The sequence below is a fragment of the Enterobacter cloacae complex sp. P17RS genome (assembly GCF_014895885.1).
Classification (GTDB): Bacteria; Pseudomonadota; Gammaproteobacteria; order Enterobacterales; family Enterobacteriaceae; genus Enterobacter; species Enterobacter bugandensis.
Genome location: NZ_JADBQK010000004.1, coordinates 168,425 through 185,448, shown reverse-complemented (window position 1 = coordinate 185,448; position 17,024 = coordinate 168,425). Strand labels below are relative to the sequence as shown.

Sequence of the window (17,024 nt, the reverse complement as noted above, 5' to 3'; positions counted from 1 at the left end):
ACACCTTATTGAGTTTAGGATTAAATGAAAATAAGACATTTCAATGCGTAGGTTATTACGATACAAAAAAAGAATGTATAATTATTACTTCAGTCTCTGTGACCGATAAGTTTAAAGTTGTGCTCAATAAATCCTAGTCTATGTTTGATTAGAAATATTCATACATTGACCACTATTTATATATACAGTTAAATTATACCCTCATTCATGAGGGCTTTTTTATGGCAGTACGTAAATTAAACATAGGAACATGGATTTGCGAATGTTACCCCACAGGACGTAGTGGGCGGCGCGTGCGTAAGCAATTTGCCACCAAAGGGGAAGCACATGCTTTTGAACGCCACACGATGGATGAGATAGAGGCTAAAACCCTGGTTGGGTGAATCAGTGGACCGTAGAACTCTGCGAGACGTCGTTGAACTCTGGTTCAAACTACATGGCAAATCCCTGTCCGCTGGCGAACATGTTTACGATAAGTTGCTCCTGATGGTCAATGCACTCAGAAATCCCCTAGCAACAGATCTCAGTTCCAAAATGTTCGCCCTTTACCGTGATAAACGTTTGACGGGTGAAATCTACTATAGCGATAAGTGGAAGAAAGGAGCCAGCCCGGTAACCATCAATCTGGAGCAAAGCTATCTGAGCGGAGTATTTAGCGAGCTAGCCCGGCTTGGTGAATGGACAGCACCTAATCCGCTAGAAAACATGCGCAAGTTCACCATTGCCGAGAAGGAAATGGTTTGGCTGACGCATGAACAAATCACTGAGATTCTGTACTACTGCCAACGGCAAAGTCCTCTTCTCGCTCTCATTGTTAAAATCTTCTTAAGCACAGGTGCACGATGGCGCGAAGCAGTAAACCTTACATGTTCTCAAGTCACTATGTACCATATTACATTCGTCAGGACTAAAGGTAAAAAGAACCGCAGTATTCCAATCAGCAAAGATCTTTATGAGGAAATCATTGCCCTAAACGGCTTCAAGTTCTTTACGGATTGCTACTTCCAGTTTTTGTCTGTGATGCAAAAAACTTCAATAGTGCTTCCCCATGGGCAGCTTACCCACGTTTTGCGTCATACGTTCGGAGCACACTTCATGATGTCTGGCGGCAACATCCTTGCCCTGCAGAAGATCCTCGGCCATCACGACATAAAAAAGACCATGCACTATGCTCACCTGGCCCCTGACCACCTAGAAACGGCCCTGCGCTTTAATCCGATAGCTACATTGCCAAGTGGCGACAAAGTGGCGGCAGCAGTTGGCATTACCCCGTAATCGCCACTCCTTACCACTAACCTAACTTATTGATTATTATGTAAGTCATTGTTTTGACCAACCCGTTTACATAAATGGGTTTTTTGTTGCCTGAAATTCCCCGTCCTGTAATCTGACCTTCTCTCTTCCCACCAAAACATATATGATTAAACGAATATGATTTAATCTACCCTCAGGAACACCCATGCTCCACCCGCTCCACCTCTTCAAAATCCTCTCCGACGAAACGCGACTCGCCATCGTCATGCTGCTTCGCGAAACGGGAGAATTGTGTGTCTGCGATCTCTGCTCCGCCACCAGCGAACCGCAGCCGAAAGTCTCCCGCCATATGGCCTTGCTGCGCGAGTCCGGGCTGGTTATCGATCGTCGCGAGGGCAAATGGGTCCATTACCGTCTATCTCCCAACATGCCGGCATGGGCGGCAGCCATTATCGACACCAGCTGGAACTGCCTGCGGGAAGAGACGCGCATGAAGCTGCAAAACCGACTCCCGGGCTTATGCTAATCAAAACATATTCATGAAATCAGATATAACGGAGTAAGCGATGTTTCTGGCAGGGGCAATTTTTCTGTTTACGCTGGTACTGGTCATCTGGCAGCCCAAAGGGCTCAGTATCGGCTGGAGCGCGACCATTGGCGCCGTGCTGGCGCTGGCCAGCGGGGTAATTCACATTAACGATATACCTGTGGTCTGGAATATCGTCTGGAACGCCACGGCAACGTTTATCGCCGTCATCATCATCAGCTTGCTGCTGGATGAGTCCGGCTTTTTCGAATGGGCGGCGCTGCACGTTGCCCGCAGGGGAAACGGTCGCGGGCGATTGCTGTTTACTTATATCGTGCTGCTGGGTGCGGCCGTGGCGGCGCTGTTTGCCAATGACGGCGCGGCGCTGATCCTGACGCCTATCGTCATCGCCATGCTGCTGGCGCTGGGGTTCAGCAAGCAGGCCACGCTGGCGTTTGTGATGGCGGCAGGTTTTATCGCCGATACCGCCAGCCTGCCGCTGATTGTCTCCAACCTGGTCAACATCGTGTCGGCAGACTTCTTTAAGCTGGGGTTCAGCGAATACGCCTCGGTGATGATCCCCGTTGATATCGCCGCGATTGTCGCAACGCTGGTGATGCTGCATCTTTTCTTCCGCAAGGAAATTCCCCCGGAATACGACCTGGCGAAACTTCAGGAGCCCGCGCGGGCCATTCACGATCTCCCGACGTTCAGAACGGGCTGGATCGTGCTGCTGCTTCTGCTCGTCGGCTTCTTTGTGCTTGAACCTCTCGGCATTCCGGTCAGCGCCGTCGCCACCGTCGGCGCGCTGATTTTATTCGCTGTCGCAAAACGGGGACATACAATAAACACCGGAAAAGTGCTGCGCGGCGCACCCTGGCAAATTGTTATTTTCTCGCTCGGGATGTATCTGGTGGTGTATGGCCTGCGCAATGCCGGGCTGACGGATTATCTCACAGGCGTGCTGAATAGCCTGGCCGGACACGGACTGTGGGCCACCACGCTGGGAACCGGGTTCATCACCGCGTTCCTGTCATCCATAATGAACAATATGCCCACGGTGCTGATTGGCGCGCTCTCCATTGAGGGCAGTACGGCGACGGGATTGCTCAAGGACGCGATGATTTACGCCAACGTGATTGGCTGCGATCTGGGGCCGAAAATCACGCCTATCGGCAGCCTCGCCACCCTACTCTGGCTCCACGTGCTGGCGCAGAAAAACATGACGATAACCTGGGGCTACTATTTCCGGACGGGCATCATCATGACGCTGCCGGTCCTGTTTGTGACGCTCGCCGCGCTGGCGCTACGTCTCTCCTTCACACTGTAATGAGCCACTGATATGAGCCACATCACCATTTACCACAACCCCGCCTGCGGCACCTCGCGCAATACGCTGGAGATGATCCGCAACAGCGGTACGGAGCCAGAGATTATTCTCTATCTGGAAACCCCGCCGTCGCGCGATAAGCTGACCACCCTGATTGCCGATATGGGGATTTCGGTGCGGGATCTGCTGCGCAAAAACGTGGAGCCCTATGAACAGCTCGGCCTGGCCGAAGGTATCTTCACCGACGACCAGCTTATCGACTTTATGCTGCAATACCCGATTCTGATTAACCGCCCGATTGTGGTCACGCCGCTGGGCACCCGCCTGTGTCGCCCGTCTGAAGTCGTCCTCGACATCCTGCCGGACGCGCAGAAAGGTGCGTTTACGAAAGAGGATGGCGAAGCCGTCGTGGACGCCAGCGGGAAAAAAATCGAACACAGGTAAAACAGGCAGGGCGAGTGATGCCTAAGGGTTCCCCTCGCCCGCAATTCTCCCCACCATCGCCCTAATTTCCTCCCGGCTTAATGGCTCTCGGTCAGTCACATAGTGCAGCGTCATCCCTTCGATAAACGCGTCCAGCGCGCGGGTGGTGACCGGGTCGAACCACTGCTCCAGCGTGGTCTGGCTCATTTTCATCCAGTCCTGCATCACCGTTTTGAGCGCCGCGCTGCGGTGCATAAAGGCGTAAAGCTGATACATCAGTGCCATGTTGTGCGGCGTGGTCACCTGCGAGCTGTGGATCAGGGTGGTGATGGATTCACACGCCATCTCCGGCCCGGTGACGCCCGCGAAGAAATCCCGGTACTGCTGTGACATCTGCCGGGTAAACCACGTGAAGGCCTCCTCCAGCAGCGGCTCCATGCCGTCGAAATAGTAGGTCATCGACCCCAGTGGCACGCCCGCGCAGCTGGCGATTTTGCGGTGCGTGACGGCGTGAATCCCGTGTTCGGCAATGGTGTCCAGCGTCGCCTGGAGAATTTTTTCACGTCGATGCGGATCGTTCGGTGGTCTGCTCATAAATCCCTCACCTGGTTTGTGTACAAATGTACACAAACTTGCTAGTGTTGTCGCTACTGTTGTACTTCTGGTGCTACCCCAATGACGCTGACCTCTTCCCGCAACGCCCTGCGACTACGCATGTGGGCATTGTTTATGTTCTTCTTTATTCCCGGTCTGCTGATGGCCTCCTGGGCCACACGTACGCCCGCCATTCGCGACATTTTGTCCGTCTCCACCGCGGAGATGGGCATCGTGCTGTTCGGCCTGTCGATAGGCTCCATGAGCGGCATTCTCTGCTCCGCGTGGCTGGTGAAGCGCTTTGGCACGCGGGCGGTGATCCGCACCACCATGTGCTTCGCGGTAATTGGGATGATCGTGCTAAGCGTCGCGCTGTGGTTTGCTTCGCCGGTGCTGTTTGCCCTGGGGCTGACGGTATTTGGCGGCAGCTTCGGCTCGGCAGAGGTTGCGATTAACGTTGAAGGGGCGGCGGTCGAGCGCGAGATGAACAAAACCGTGCTGCCCATGATGCACGGCTTTTACAGCCTCGGCACGCTCGCCGGCGCGGGCGTGGGGATGGCGCTGACGGCCTTTGGCATGAGCGCGAATCTGCATATCCTGCTGGCGGCGCTGGTATGCATCATTCCGATCCTGACCGGCATTCGGGCGATCCCGAACGGTACCGGCAAGAATTCCGCTGAAGAACAGCATTCGACGGAAAAAGGGCTGCCCTTCTACCGCGATTTCCAGCTGATGCTCATCGGCGTGGTGGTGCTGGCGATGGCGTTCGCAGAAGGCTCCGCCAACGACTGGCTGCCGCTGCTGATGGTGGACGGCCACGGCTTTAGTCCGACCTCCGGCTCGCTGATTTACGCCGGGTTTACGCTGGGGATGACCGTCGGGCGCTTCACCGGCGGCTGGTTTATCGACCGCTACAGCCGCGTGGCGGTAGTGCGCGCCAGCGCCCTGCTCGGCGGCCTGGGTATCGCGATGATCGTCTTTGTGGACGTGGACTGGATTGCCGGGGTCTCGGTGATCCTCTGGGGTCTGGGCGCGTCGCTCGGCTTCCCGCTGACTATTTCGGCCGCCAGCGACACCGGCCCGGATGCCCCGACCCGCGTCAGCGTGGTGGCGACCACGGGCTACCTCGCCTTCCTGGTCGGGCCGCCGCTGCTCGGTTTCCTCGGTGAGCACTACGGGCTGCGCAGCGCCATGCTGGTGGTGTTAGGGTTGGTTATCATCGCGGCGCTGGTGGCGCGCGCGGTGGCAAAGCCGGAAACGGAACAAACGTCAATGGAGAAGGGATATGAGCGTTAAACTGATCGCCGTCGACATGGATGGCACATTCCTGAGTGATGCCAAGACCTATAACCGCCCGCGCTTTCTGGCGCAATATGCGCGCATGAAGGAGCAAGGCATTCGCTTTGTGGTCGCCAGCGGCAACCAGTATTACCAGCTGATCTCCTTCTTCCCGGAGATCGCGCATGAAATTGCCTTTGTTGCCGAAAACGGCGGCTGGGTGGTCGATGCCGGGGAAGATGTCTTCAACGGCGAGCTGACAAAAGCGCATTTCAGCACCGTGGCCACCGTCTTAAACGATGTTCCCGGCATTGAGATTATCGCCTGCGGGAAAGGCAGCGCCTACACGCTTAAGGCCTATGACGATGCCTTCATTGATATCGCGTCAAAATATTATCACCGCCTCGAAAGGGTGCAGGATTTCAACAGCCTGAACGACATCTTCTTCAAGTTCGGGCTCAACGTTTCCGATGACGAAATTCCGCGCATTCAGGCGCTGCTGCATGAAAAGCTAAGTGACATTATGGTGCCCGTCACCACCGGTCACGGCAGCATTGACCTGATTATCCCCGGCGTGCATAAAGCCAACGGCCTGCGCATCCTGCAAACGCGCTGGGGCATCGAGGACAGCGAAGTGGTGGCCTTTGGTGACAGCGGCAACGACGTGGAGATGCTGCGTCAGTCCGGGTTCAGCTTTGCGATGGCGAATGCCAAACCGCATATTAAAGCGGAGGCGCGCTTTGAAGCACCGCATAATAACGAGGAAGGCGTTTTAAACGTGATTGAGAAGGTATTGAACGGGGAGGCACCGTTTAATTGACCGCGTGCGGTCTGGCGGCCTCGCCCTGGCCCTGGCCCTCTCCCCAAAGGGGAGAGGGAAAAAGATTATGGTTGCAGGGCGTTTCCGACGCGTTTGTCCTTCAGGAACACCACCATCAGGGCTACCCACAGCACGCCGTTGGCGAGGTTAAACAGGCTGAACAACCCGTTGCCGCCCAGCGCGTAAGCGTGCTTGCTCACCTCGATACCGACGGTAAAAATCAGCATCTGCAGCATGCCCATCGCCGCAGAGACCGTACCTTTACTCATCTCGCTCGCAAACAGGGTCAGGCGCACCAGGCCAGCGTTCGCCACGCCAATTCCGAAGGCATAAATGCTCAGCCCCGCCGTCATCCACAGGTAGGCGTGGGATGACGCGACGGTCGCTACCGCCGCCAGAATCAGCCCTGCCGCAATCGGCCAGCCGCCCATGATAATCAGTGAACGCACGGTGCGGCGAGACGTCAGACGGGCCAGCACCAGGTTACCGATAATCAACGCGCCAAAGATCGGCACCTGCAGCAGGCCGTACTCGTAGCTGCTGAGCTTTTCACCGCTGATGATAATAACCGGTGACTGCGCGATCCACGCCAGCAGAGGCAGGCTAACGAATCCGGTCGCCAGCGCCCCCGCCACAAAGCGGCCATTTTGCAACACTGCTTTGTAATCCCGGCCCAGCTCTTTCAACGAGAGTTTTTCGCCCAGACGGGTAGCCGTTTCTGGCATCGCGCGGTGCAGGCCGAAGAACGCGATGGCGGCGAGAACAGCAAAGAGCACAAACATCCCTTCCCACGGCGCAACGTGCACCCACGCGGCCCCCACCAGCGGCCCGAGTAAGGGGGCGATCAGCGCCACGTTCGCCATCAGCGCGGTAATTTTGATACACACCGCCTCCTCAAACGACTCCTGGATGGCGGCATACCCCACGGCACCGATAAAGCACAGGCTCACCCCCTGCAGGAAACGCAACAGGGTAAATTGTTCAATGTTTTGCGCCAGCAGCGTGGCGAGGCAGGTAACGATAAACCACACCACGCCCGTCAGCATCACCGGACGGCGGCCAATACGATCCGACAGCGGGCCTAACAGCCACTGCAAAAACATGCCGCCAGCCAGATAGGCGGTCATGGAGGTCGGCACCCACTCGATTCCCGCGTTGTACTGCTCCACAACGGCCAGCATACCGGGCTGGATCATATCGTTGCCGATATAGGTAGAGAATTCGTAGAGCACCAGACACAGAGGGAAAAGCAACGCCTGACGACCCAGACGTGAACCAGAAGAAGAACGGTTTAACATGCAATCTCTTTATAATGACAAAATCGCGACGAGTTTAATGAAATGCCGTAATCCGAGATAGTGATTTATCGAGGAGAAACAGGAATAAAGCACATATCGTCTTCGTTTAAGGTTTCCTTAAGTTGACAGATTTATGATAGCGCGATTACTCGTCACTGATCCCTAATTATGGCACTCACTTCCAGCCGTTCAGAATTGTCTAACTTACAGACTAATAAGACAAAACAGCTTTACCGCTTACCGTCCCGCTTTTATGGTTATCAGCTTTTGGTGCTAGTAGCGCTTGCCGTGGTGTTTACGTGGCTATCGCGCGATGAAGCGCTCGACAGATGGATCACCGGTTTTTGGTATGACGCGGCGACACAGACTTTCCCGTTGCAGAAAGACCACCTGCTGGATCTGCTAAACCATCGTCTGGCGAAGTACATTGCGATTGCCTTAGGCGCCGTGGCGCTGCTTTACGGCGCTTACAAACGTAACGCAAGGCTTGTCACAGCCGCGCTGCTGATGGGGCTTGGCGCGCTGGTGGTCGGCGTGCTGAAAAGCATCAGCCACCACAGCTGCCCGTGGGATCTGGTGGAATATGGCGGTAAGGCCATGTCTTACCCCCTGTTCAGTGCTGTTCCGGCAGACAGCGGTCCGGGCCGCTGCTTCCCGGGTGGCCATTCTTCCAGCGGCTTTATGGTGATGGGGCTGTTTTTTGCCTTCTGGCGCGAGCGTCCGCGTCTCGCCTGGAGCTTTGTGGTCCTTGGCGCGGTTCTGGGTCTGGCGATGGGCTTCGGCCAGGTGATGCGCGGGGCACATTTTTTCTCTCACAACCTGTGGGCCGGGTGGTGGGTCTGGTTTTCCCAGGTGGCGGTCTACGGGCTGGTTTCCACCCGGTTTGCAAAAGAGTGATTACGCTATGCTAGAGAATCTGAATTATCAGCTGTTTTATCTGATCAACGCCACCCCGGCCTCGCCAGAGTGGATGATTGATTTTGCCACCTTTCTGGCGAAAGACCTTATCAGCATCGTGCCTGCGCTGGCTGCCATTCTCTGGCTGTGGGGGCCGCGCAGCCAGGTTAAGGCACAGCGCCAGCTGGTGATCAAAGTCGCGATGGCGCTCGGGGTAAGCGTGCTGGTCAGCTATCTTCTCGGCCACGCATTCCCGCACGATCGTCCTTTTGTCGATCGCATTGGCTACACCTTCCTGCACCACGCGCCGGATGACTCTTTCCCGAGCGATCACGGTACGGTTATCTTCACCTTCGCGCTGGCTTTCCTGTTCTGGCATCGCCTGTGGTCGGGGGCGGTGCTGATGGTGGTCGCTGTGGCTATCGCCTGGTCGCGCGTCTATCTTGGCGTCCACTGGCCGCTGGATATGGTGGGCGGTTTCCTGGTGGGGCTGATTGGCTGCGTGAGCGCGGCTATCCTGTGGAATCTCTTCGGTGAGGCGCTCTACCGCGGGCTCTCTTCGCTCTATCGCGCCATTTTTGCCATCCCGATCCGCAAGGGCTGGATACGTGACTAACCCCAACCGGACAGGTTACACTGAGCCCCCGCCCTGCGGGGGCTCACTTTTTTATCCCGAGGAACTATGGAAACACGACGCGATGACCGCATTGCTCAGCTGCTGCAGGCGCTGAAGCGCAGCGATAAGCTGCATCTGAAGGAAGCCGCCAACCTCCTCGGCGTCTCAGAGATGACTATTCGTCGCGATCTGAACAGCGACAGCGCCCCCGTGGTACTGCTGGGCGGGTACATCGTCCTTGAGCCACGCAGCGCCAGCCATTATCTGATCAGCGACCAGAAGACACGTCTGGTTGAAGAGAAGCGCAAAGCCGCGCGCCTTGCGGCTACGCTGGTTCAGCCGCACCAGACGCTGTTTTTTGACTGCGGCACCACTACGCCGTGGATTATCGAAGCCATCGACAGCAGCATTCCCTTTACCGCCGTGTGCTACTCCCTGAACACCTTTCTGGCGCTTCAGGAGAAACCCGAGTGCCGGGTGATCCTCTGCGGCGGCGAGTTTCACGCCAGCAACGCCATCTTTAAACCGCTTAACCTGCAGGACACGCTTAGCAATTTATGCCCGGACATCGCGTTTTATTCTGCCGCAGGCGTGAACGTGCGCCAGGGTGCAACCTGCTTTAATCTGGAGGAGCTGCCGGTCAAGCACTGGGCGTTAAATGCCGCGCAGTATCATGTGCTGGTGGTCGATCACAGTAAGTTTGGCAAGGTGCGTTCGGCAAGAATGGGCGAGCTGGCGCAGTTTGACGCCATCGTCAGCGATTGCCGCCCCGATGACGAGATTGTGGCCCATGCAAAGGCACAGCAGGTGAAGTTGATGTATTGAGGTTATGCCGGGTAAGCGCAGCGCCACCCGGCATAAAACTTAACTAAACCAGCTGCCAAACCAGCTATGGAATTTCATCAACACGAAATCCCACATCCGGCTGAAGAAGCCGCCCTCTTCCACCGCTTCCATCACAATCAGCGGACGCTGTTCAATCGACTTACCGTTTAGCTGGAAATCAATCGTCCCGACCACCTGGCCTTTTTTCAGCGGCGCGGTGAGCTGCGGTTCGGTCAGGGTATAGCTTGCTTTCAGGTTTTTCAGCTGACCGCGTGGAATGGTCACGGAACCGGCCTCACCCGCCCCCAGATTCACCTCGCTCTTATCACCAAACCAGACGCGCTGGCTGACGAACGTGGCATCCGGTTTAATCGGCGTCACGGTTTCATAGAAGCGGAAGCCCCAGGTCAGCAGTTTTTCTGACTCGTTAAAGCGGATGCGGTCGGTTTTGGTGCCCAGCACCACCGAGATCAGGCGCATGTCGCCCTGCGTCGCGGAGGCCACCAGGTTGTAGCCCGCGCCAGCCGTAGTGCCGGTCTTCATTCCGTCCACGTTAACGTTGCTGCTCCACAGCAGGCGGTTGCGGTTCGGCTGGCGAATTTTGTTGAAGGTAAACTCTTTCTCTTTGTGGATGGCGTATTCATCCGGCACGTCGTGGATCAGCGCTTTTCCCAGCAGCGCCATGTCGCGCGCGGTACTGAACTGTCCCGGCGCATCCAGGCCGTGGACCGTTTTGAAGGTGGTGTTGGTTAAGCCGAGCTTTTGCGCATAGCCATTCATCAAACCAATGAAAGAATCCTGACTGCCGGCAACGTAGTCGGCCAGCGCGATACACGCATCATTTCCCGACTGAATGATTACCCCTTTGTTCAGATCGGAGACGGAGACCTGATCGCCTGGCTTCAGGAACATCACCGACGAGCCCCGCAGCGCCGGGTTGCCGGTCGCCCAGGCATCCTTCCCGATGGTGACCATATCGTCCAGCTTGATCTTGCCCGCTTTTAACGCCTGCCCGACCACATAGCTGGTCATGATTTTGGTCAGGCTGGCCGGATCGAGTTTCTCATCCGCATTGCCTTCCGCCAGCACCTTACCGCTGGAATAGTCCATCAGGATCCAGGCGCGCGCGTCCACAGGCGGCGCTTCGGGCGCAGCCTGTTCAGCCGCGTAGAGTGTTGGTGCAAACAGGAAAAGAAGCGCAGAGCCTGCCGCCAGGCTGCGCAGAGAAGTCATTTTTCGCGTCATAAATGCCACCCGAGTGTCCATTCAAAAATTACGTCACATCACCGTGTCGCAAGAAGCGATGAGTAATAGCGCACTAAAACGGTTAAAGAAACCCAACGAGGGTAAAGTTATTAAAGTTTATGCAATAACATTCATTTACGCTTTGATTCAGGCGATTTTTTTGTCTTCTGTTGCGTAATTGTTAGGTTTATCTCACCATGGCAAAAAGCCGACCCGGATTCACACTCAACAGGAGTAAATATGATTACGCTGTGGGGCAGGAATAATTCGACCAACGTTAAGAAAGTGCTCTGGACGCTGGAGGAACTGGATTTACCGTTTAACCAAATCATGGCTGGCATGTCGTTCGGCGTGAACAAAGAGGCCGACTATCTGGCGATGAACCCGAACGGCCTGGTGCCGCTGCTGCGCGATGACGAAACAGACGCAACGCTTTGGGAGTCCAACACTATTGTGCGTTACCTCGCCGCCCAGTACGGTCTTGGCCGCCTGTGGGTTGAAAACCCGGCGCAGCGCGCGCAGGGTGAGAAGTGGATGGACTGGGCAAATCAGACGCTCTCTCCCGTTCACCGCGTGATCCTGATGGGGCTGGTGAGAACCCCTGAAGCCGAGCGTGACTACCCCGCCATTCATGCCGCGCAGGATGCCTGCGAAAACCTGTTTGCGATGATGGACGATGAGCTGTCGAAGCACGCCTGGTTCTCCGGCGATACGTTCGGCGTGGGGGACATTGCCGTAGCGCCGTTCGTCTGGAACCTGACTAACCTCGGTCTGAAATGGACGCCGCGCCCGAACCTTGACCGCTGGCTTAAGCAGCTTAGCGAGCGCCCGGCGTACCGTAACGTGGTGATGATCCCGGTCACCTGATTACGCACCGGACGGGCTGACTTTTAACAGCTGCCCGTCCGTTTCGTCAGTCAGGACATACAGATAGCCATCCGGCCCCACTCGCACATCGCGAATACGCTGCTCCCGGTCGCCCAGGATCCGCCCGTCCTCCGTCACTTTATTGCCGTCCACGCTCAGCACGATAACGTCCTTTTCCTTCAGCGCCCCAATAAACAGCTTGTTTTTCCACTGCGGGAACACGTCGCTATTATAGAACGCCATGCCGCTGACCGCGGGCGACACTTTCCAGACAAACAGCGGCTTTTCGGCTCCCTCAACGTGCTCGCCTTTGGCTTCCGGGATTTTCAGCCCGCTGTAGTTAATGCCGTGCGTTGCCAGCGGCCAGCCGTAATTTTTGCCCTTCTCCGGGATGTTGATTTCATCCCCGCCGCGCGGGCCGTGCTCGTTCAGCCACAGCGTGTCGCTCCACGGGTTCATCGCCATCCCCTGCGGGTTACGAATGCCGTAGGACCAAATTTCCGGCCGCGCGCCGGAGGTGTTCACAAAGGGGTTATCCGGCGGCACTTTACCGTCTTCGGTGAGGCGCACCACCTTACCCTGCAGCTTGTCCAGATCCTGCGCCGTCGGGCGCTGGTTGTTCTCGCCGAGTCCAATAAAGAGATACCCTTTGCCGTCGAACACCAGTCGCCCACCAAAATGGTTACCGGTTGAGAGCTTCGGCATCTGGCGGAACACTACCTGGAATCCCTCGATGCGGGAAAGATCGTCGCTCAGGCGGCCATAGCCCACCGCCGTTCCGGCCTTGCCGTCACGCCCGGCTTCGGCATAGCTCAGCCAGACGCGGCGCGACTTTTCAAAATCAGGCGCCAGCACCACGTCCAGCAGTCCTCCCTGGCCGTTCGCCCACACCTTCGGCACGCCGACAATGGGATCGGAAAGCCCTTTCCCGGCCTGCCAGCGCTTGAGCTGCCCGCCCTTAAGAGTGACCAGTAAACCGTCATTACCCGGCAGGAACGCCATCGACCAGGGGTGATCGAGTCGGTTTTGCAGCACCTCAACCTTTACCGCCTCTGGCGCAGCAAGAAGCGAAAACGGAATAAACAATGCAGGCAGGAAAATCAACGAGGATCGAGGCATAAAGCGCTCCTTTTTCGGCATATGGCATAAAGATTAGCCATTACCTCCGGGCGCGTTACCACTTTTACAAAAGCTTAATCAGATGGGGGGAGTTGTCTCCCCCCGAACTCAGTGCTGTGCAAGCGTCTCGTGCTTGTTAAGACACATGATGCAAAGAGAGAGCGTTGTCAGGCAGTTTTCAAGCTTCTCCGCGTTAACAGCGATAAAAGTCGGGCAGTCGTGGCGTCCGTTCATCAAACATACCCCTGCAATGGAGAGCACCTCAGCGGCGCGACGCAGCGCCATCAGCTCGCATTCATCGTATTCCGCCTTCAGGGTCGGTGCTTTTTCACGCATGAAATTACACAGTTCAAACAGATTATCACGCAGATGTTCGCTTTCGCTGACTGACATATAGCCCTTTGCCTTCCTGAGCTGCAGATAGGCGGCCAGGTCGATTCGGGCGTTGATCAGCTTGTTAAGCAGATCGCGTTTCAGTCTGTCAACGGACATGCTATTTCCTCCTCTGTCAGCCATGTTGCACATTCAGAATAAGGTCATTTTTTGTACAGTTTAATGCCTGAGATCAATTATTCTTAACTGATTAACATTATTTACAATGTTACAACCTCGGCCTGGCGCATCCACCTTGCAAAGAGTGTATAAATCCCCCGCGATACGCTGTAAAATCCCGCCCTGATAACTCCATAATTGATGAATTTTTAACCTATGAGCAATGTTACGCACCAGCCGAAAATCGGCTTCGTCTCCCTGGGCTGCCCGAAAAACCTGGTGGATTCAGAACGCATCCTGACCGAACTGCGCACCGAGGGCTATGACGTGGTGCCAAGCTACGACAACGCCGATATGGTGATCGTTAACACCTGCGGCTTTATCGACAGCGCGGTGCAGGAGTCACTGGAAGCGATCGGTGAAGCGCTGACCGAAAACGGTAAAGTGATTGTTACCGGCTGCCTGGGCGCGAAAGTGGACCAAATCCGCGAAGTGCACCCGAAGGTGCTGGAGATCACCGGCCCGCACAGCTACGAGCAGGTGCTGGAACATGTTCATCACTACGTGCCAAAACCAAAGCACAACCCGTTCCTGAGCCTGGTGCCGGAACAGGGCGTGAAGCTGACGCCGCGTCATTACGCCTACCTGAAAATTTCTGAAGGCTGCAACCATCGCTGCACCTTCTGCATCATCCCGTCCATGCGTGGCGATCTGGTGAGCCGTCCGATTGGCGAAGTGCTGGCGGAAGCGAAACGTCTGGCTGATGCGGGCGTGAAGGAGCTGCTGGTCATCTCCCAGGACACCTCAGCTTATGGCGTGGACGTCAAACACCGCTCCGGTTTCCACAACGGCGAGCCGGTGAAAACCAGCATGGTGGGCCTGTGCGAGCAGCTGGCTAAGCTCGGTATCTGGACACGTCTGCACTACGTCTACCCGTACCCGCACGTTGACGATGTGATCCCGCTGATGGCGGAAGGCAAAATCCTGCCGTACCTGGATATCCCGCTGCAGCACGCCAGCCCGCGTATCCTTAAGCTGATGAAACGCCCTGGCTCCGTTGACCGCCAGCTGGCGCGCATCAAGCAGTGGCGTGAGATCTGCCCGGATCTAACCCTGCGCTCCACCTTTATCGTCGGCTTCCCGGGTGAAACCGAAGAAGACTTCCAGATGCTGCTCGACTTCCTGAAGGAAGCGCGCCTGGACCGTGTCGGCTGCTTCAAATACAGCCCGGTGGAAGGCGCAACCGCCAACGAGCTGGCGGATCAGGTGCCGGAAGAGGTTAAGGAAGAGCGCTGGAACCGCTTCATGCAGCTGCAGCAGCAGATTTCTGCTGAACGTCTGCAGGAGAAAGTAGGCCGTGAGATCATGGTTATCATCGACGAAGTGGACGAAGAAGGCGCGATTGGCCGCAGCATGGCGGACGCCCCTGAAATCGACGGCGCGGTGTACCTGAACGGCGAAACCAACGTTAAGCCGGGTGATATTATTCGCGTCAAAGTTGAAAACGCGGATGAGTATGACCTGTGGGGTAGCCGGGTTTAATCTCACTGCACATCTTTTACAGGCCGGGTAAGGCGTAGCCGCCACCCGGCACATTTCACTGCACTACCCCTTTATCCTCGGATCCAGCGCGTCGCGCAGCCCATCCCCCAGCAGGTTAAACGCCAGCACGGTCAGGAAAATCGCCAGGCTCGGGAAAATCGCCACGTGTGGCGCAATCACCATATCCGCCCTCGCCTCGTTCAGCATCGCGCCCCATTCCGGTGTCGGAGGCTGCGCGCCTAAGCCCAGAAACGACAGGCTGGCCGCCGAAATAATCGACACGCCGATACGCATGGTGAAATAGACTACGATGGACGACACCGTCCCGGGCAGAATATGGCTGAACAGAATGGTGGTATCGCTGGCTCCCATGCTGCGGGCGGATTCAATAAACGTCTGCTGTTTCAGCACCAGCGTGTTGCCGCGCACCAGGCGGGCAAAGGCCGGAATCGAAAAGACCGCCACCGCGATAATGACGTTGGCCATGCCGCTGCCCATAATGGCGACAACGGCAATCGCCAGCAGAATGCCGGGGAAAGCAAACAGCACGTCGCAGATGCGCATGATGATGCGGTCCCACCAGCCTTCATAATACCCGGCGACGAGCCCCAGCACGGTACCGATAGCCGCGCCGATCAGCACCGCGACTACCCCGGCGGCGAGAGAAATTTGCGCCCCCACCAGCACGCGGCTGAAGATATCGCGGCCAAGCGAGTCCACGCCGAACCAGTGCAGCATTGAGGGGCCGTCGTTCAGACGGTCGTAGTCAAAGTAGTTTTCCGCATCAAACGGCGCTATCCACGGCGCAACGACCGCCACGGCAATCAGCACCAGCACGAACAGCCCCGCCGCCATTGCGACCGGCTGACGGCGAAAACGTCGCCAGAATTCGGACCACGGGGTGCGGACATGCTCCGGTTTCAGCCCCGGCATCGCGTTCAAAACGGCCTGACGCCGCCAGTTCAACAATCGCATCTTACTTATACCTGATGGCCGGGTTAATGGCGGCGTAGAGCACGTCCACCACTAAGTTGATAAGAATAAACTCCAGCGAGAAAAGCAGGACTTCTGCCTGAATCACCGGGTAGTCGCGCATCTCGACGGAATCGACCAGCAGACGCCCCAGCCCCGGCCAGTTGAAGACCTTTTCTACGACGATAGAGCCACCCAGCAGGAAACCAAACTGTAGCCCCATCATCGTCACCACCGGGATCATCGCATTGCGGAACCCGTGCTTGAGAATGACCCACTTCTCGCTGACTCCTTTCGCCCGCGCGGTGCGAATATAATCTTCGCTCAGCACGTCCACGAACGAGGCACGGGTAAAGCGGGCCATCACCGCCGAAACGGCAGCGCCCAGCGTCATGGAGGGCAGAATGTAATGCTTCCAGGTATCGGCCCCGACGGTCGGCAGCCAGCCCAGCTCGACGGAGAAGATTTGCATCAGCAGCATCCCCAGCGCGAATGCCGGGAAGGAGATGCCGGTCACCGCCAGAGCCATGCCGAGCTTGTCCGGCCAGCGGTTACGCCAGACGGCCGCAATAATCCCCGCGCCCAGCCCAAACGCCACCGCCCAGCCCATGCTGGCAATCGTTAGCCAGAACGTGGGCATAAAGCGGCTGGCAATCTCCTCCGACACCGGACGCCGCGACACCATTGAAATACCAAAGTCGCCCTGCAGAACGTTGCACATATAGTGCAGAAACTGCATATACAGCGGCTGGTCGAGGCCCAGCTGTTTACGCACCAGCTCAATGACGGTGGCATCCGCTTCGGGCCCGGCTACCAGACGCGCCGGATCGCCCGGCAGCATGTGGACAAACAAAAACACCAGCACCGCCACTATCAGCAGCGTCGGGATAAGCCCCAGCAGACGTTTACAAACATAATTCAGCATG

17 protein-coding genes and 1 pseudogene are annotated in these 17,024 nt (G+C 56.6%); 11 read left to right on the top strand and 7 right to left on the bottom strand.

The genetic code is table 11. The features are described 5' to 3' along the window. Nucleotides 1-221: 221 nt before the first annotated feature. The 4 genes and pseudogenes from IM265_RS22180 to arsC all read left to right on the top strand — a co-directional run bounded on the left by IM265_RS22180 (nucleotide 222) and on the right by arsC (nucleotide 3,554). Nucleotides 222-1,275, top strand: a pseudogene (locus IM265_RS22180) (tyrosine-type recombinase/integrase). 184 nt (nucleotides 1,276-1,459) lie between these two features. Further along, nucleotides 1,460-1,780: a metalloregulator ArsR/SmtB family transcription factor gene (locus IM265_RS04670; protein WP_193030911.1), complete on the top strand. Its 321-nt coding sequence runs from the start codon at nucleotides 1,460-1,462 to the stop codon at nucleotides 1,778-1,780. Nucleotides 1,781-1,820: 40 nt separating this feature from the next. After that, nucleotides 1,821-3,110 (top strand): arsenic transporter, encoded by a 1,290-nt coding sequence (locus IM265_RS04665; RefSeq protein WP_193030909.1) that lies wholly within the window; start codon nucleotides 1,821-1,823, stop codon nucleotides 3,108-3,110. A 12-nt stretch (nucleotides 3,111-3,122) separates the two neighbouring features. Then, entirely contained in the window at nucleotides 3,123-3,554 is a 432-nt protein-coding gene (arsC, locus tag IM265_RS04660) for a glutaredoxin-dependent arsenate reductase (RefSeq protein WP_193030907.1), read from the top strand. A 21-nt stretch (nucleotides 3,555-3,575) separates the two neighbouring features. On the opposite strand, the gene IM265_RS04655 is transcribed toward arsC, so the two are convergent. Next, nucleotides 3,576-4,127: a TetR/AcrR family transcriptional regulator gene (locus IM265_RS04655; RefSeq protein WP_047368174.1), complete on the bottom strand. Its 552-nt coding sequence runs from the start codon at nucleotides 4,125-4,127 to the stop codon at nucleotides 3,576-3,578. An 81-nt stretch (nucleotides 4,128-4,208) separates the two neighbouring features. Between IM265_RS04655 and IM265_RS04650 the strand changes: the two genes are divergently transcribed. Together IM265_RS04650 and IM265_RS04645 are read left to right on the top strand one after the other, a co-directional pair. Beyond that, nucleotides 4,209-5,423 carry an MFS transporter gene (locus IM265_RS04650; protein WP_041910681.1) on the top strand — a complete coding sequence of 405 codons (1,215 nt, stop codon included), beginning with the start codon at nucleotides 4,209-4,211 and terminating at the stop codon, nucleotides 5,421-5,423. Next, nucleotides 5,413-6,225: a Cof-type HAD-IIB family hydrolase gene (locus IM265_RS04645; RefSeq protein WP_059355492.1), complete on the top strand. Its 813-nt coding sequence runs from the start codon at nucleotides 5,413-5,415 to the stop codon at nucleotides 6,223-6,225. Before IM265_RS04650 ends, IM265_RS04645 begins: the two co-directional genes overlap by 11 nt. A gap of 65 nt (nucleotides 6,226-6,290) precedes the next feature. Here the strand turns inward: IM265_RS04645 and IM265_RS04640 are convergent, their stop codons facing one another. After that, nucleotides 6,291-7,523 (bottom strand): MFS transporter, encoded by a 1,233-nt coding sequence (locus tag IM265_RS04640; protein ID WP_150143150.1) that lies wholly within the window; start codon nucleotides 7,521-7,523, stop codon nucleotides 6,291-6,293. A gap of 168 nt (nucleotides 7,524-7,691) precedes the next feature. Between IM265_RS04640 and IM265_RS04635 the strand changes: the two genes are divergently transcribed. From IM265_RS04635 to deoR, 3 genes are all read left to right on the top strand, one after another. Then, a complete protein-coding gene (locus IM265_RS04635; RefSeq protein ID WP_193030905.1) occupies nucleotides 7,692-8,420 on the top strand; it encodes a phosphatase PAP2 family protein in 729 nt (242 codons plus the stop codon). A gap of 7 nt (nucleotides 8,421-8,427) precedes the next feature. Continuing rightward, complete coding sequence (ybjG, locus tag IM265_RS04630; RefSeq protein ID WP_028012487.1) at nucleotides 8,428-9,036, top strand: undecaprenyl-diphosphate phosphatase; 609 nt, start codon at nucleotides 8,428-8,430, stop codon at nucleotides 9,034-9,036. A gap of 66 nt (nucleotides 9,037-9,102) precedes the next feature. After that, entirely contained in the window at nucleotides 9,103-9,861 is a 759-nt protein-coding gene (deoR, locus tag IM265_RS04625; protein ID WP_047368171.1) for a DNA-binding transcriptional repressor DeoR, read from the top strand. A gap of 39 nt (nucleotides 9,862-9,900) precedes the next feature. On the opposite strand, the gene dacC is transcribed toward deoR, so the two are convergent. Then, nucleotides 9,901-11,106, bottom strand: coding sequence for a serine-type D-Ala-D-Ala carboxypeptidase (dacC, locus tag IM265_RS04620; RefSeq protein WP_032644979.1), 1,206 nt, complete (start codon nucleotides 11,104-11,106; stop codon nucleotides 9,901-9,903). A gap of 240 nt (nucleotides 11,107-11,346) precedes the next feature. Here dacC and IM265_RS04615 point away from each other — a divergent pair, with 240 nt between their 5' ends. After that, nucleotides 11,347-11,973, top strand: coding sequence for a glutathione S-transferase family protein (locus IM265_RS04615; RefSeq protein WP_063437584.1), 627 nt, complete (start codon nucleotides 11,347-11,349; stop codon nucleotides 11,971-11,973). Here IM265_RS04615 and IM265_RS04610 read toward each other — a convergent pair whose 3' ends face one another. Continuing rightward, the gene (locus tag IM265_RS04610) at nucleotides 11,974-13,092 is read right to left on the bottom strand and encodes a PQQ-dependent sugar dehydrogenase (RefSeq protein ID WP_048957049.1); all 1,119 of its coding nucleotides are present in this window, start codon (nucleotides 13,090-13,092) and stop codon (nucleotides 11,974-11,976) included. 108 nt (nucleotides 13,093-13,200) lie between these two features. Continuing rightward, nucleotides 13,201-13,584 (bottom strand): biofilm formation regulator BssR, encoded by a 384-nt coding sequence (bssR, locus tag IM265_RS04605; protein WP_048960862.1) that lies wholly within the window; start codon nucleotides 13,582-13,584, stop codon nucleotides 13,201-13,203. A gap of 216 nt (nucleotides 13,585-13,800) precedes the next feature. Between bssR and rimO the strand changes: the two genes are divergently transcribed. Further along, a complete protein-coding gene (gene rimO, locus IM265_RS04600; protein ID WP_041910688.1) occupies nucleotides 13,801-15,126 on the top strand; it encodes a 30S ribosomal protein S12 methylthiotransferase RimO in 1,326 nt (441 codons plus the stop codon). A 63-nt stretch (nucleotides 15,127-15,189) separates the two neighbouring features. Here the strand turns inward: rimO and gsiD are convergent, their stop codons facing one another. Together gsiD and gsiC are read right to left on the bottom strand one after the other, a co-directional pair. Continuing rightward, nucleotides 15,190-16,101 (bottom strand): glutathione ABC transporter permease GsiD, encoded by a 912-nt coding sequence (gene gsiD / locus IM265_RS04595; protein WP_047368167.1) that lies wholly within the window; start codon nucleotides 16,099-16,101, stop codon nucleotides 15,190-15,192. 1 nt (nucleotide 16,102) lies between these two features. After that, nucleotides 16,103-17,023, bottom strand: coding sequence for a glutathione ABC transporter permease GsiC (gene gsiC, locus IM265_RS04590; RefSeq protein WP_045630942.1), 921 nt, complete (start codon nucleotides 17,021-17,023; stop codon nucleotides 16,103-16,105). Nucleotide 17,024: the final 1 nt, after the last annotated feature.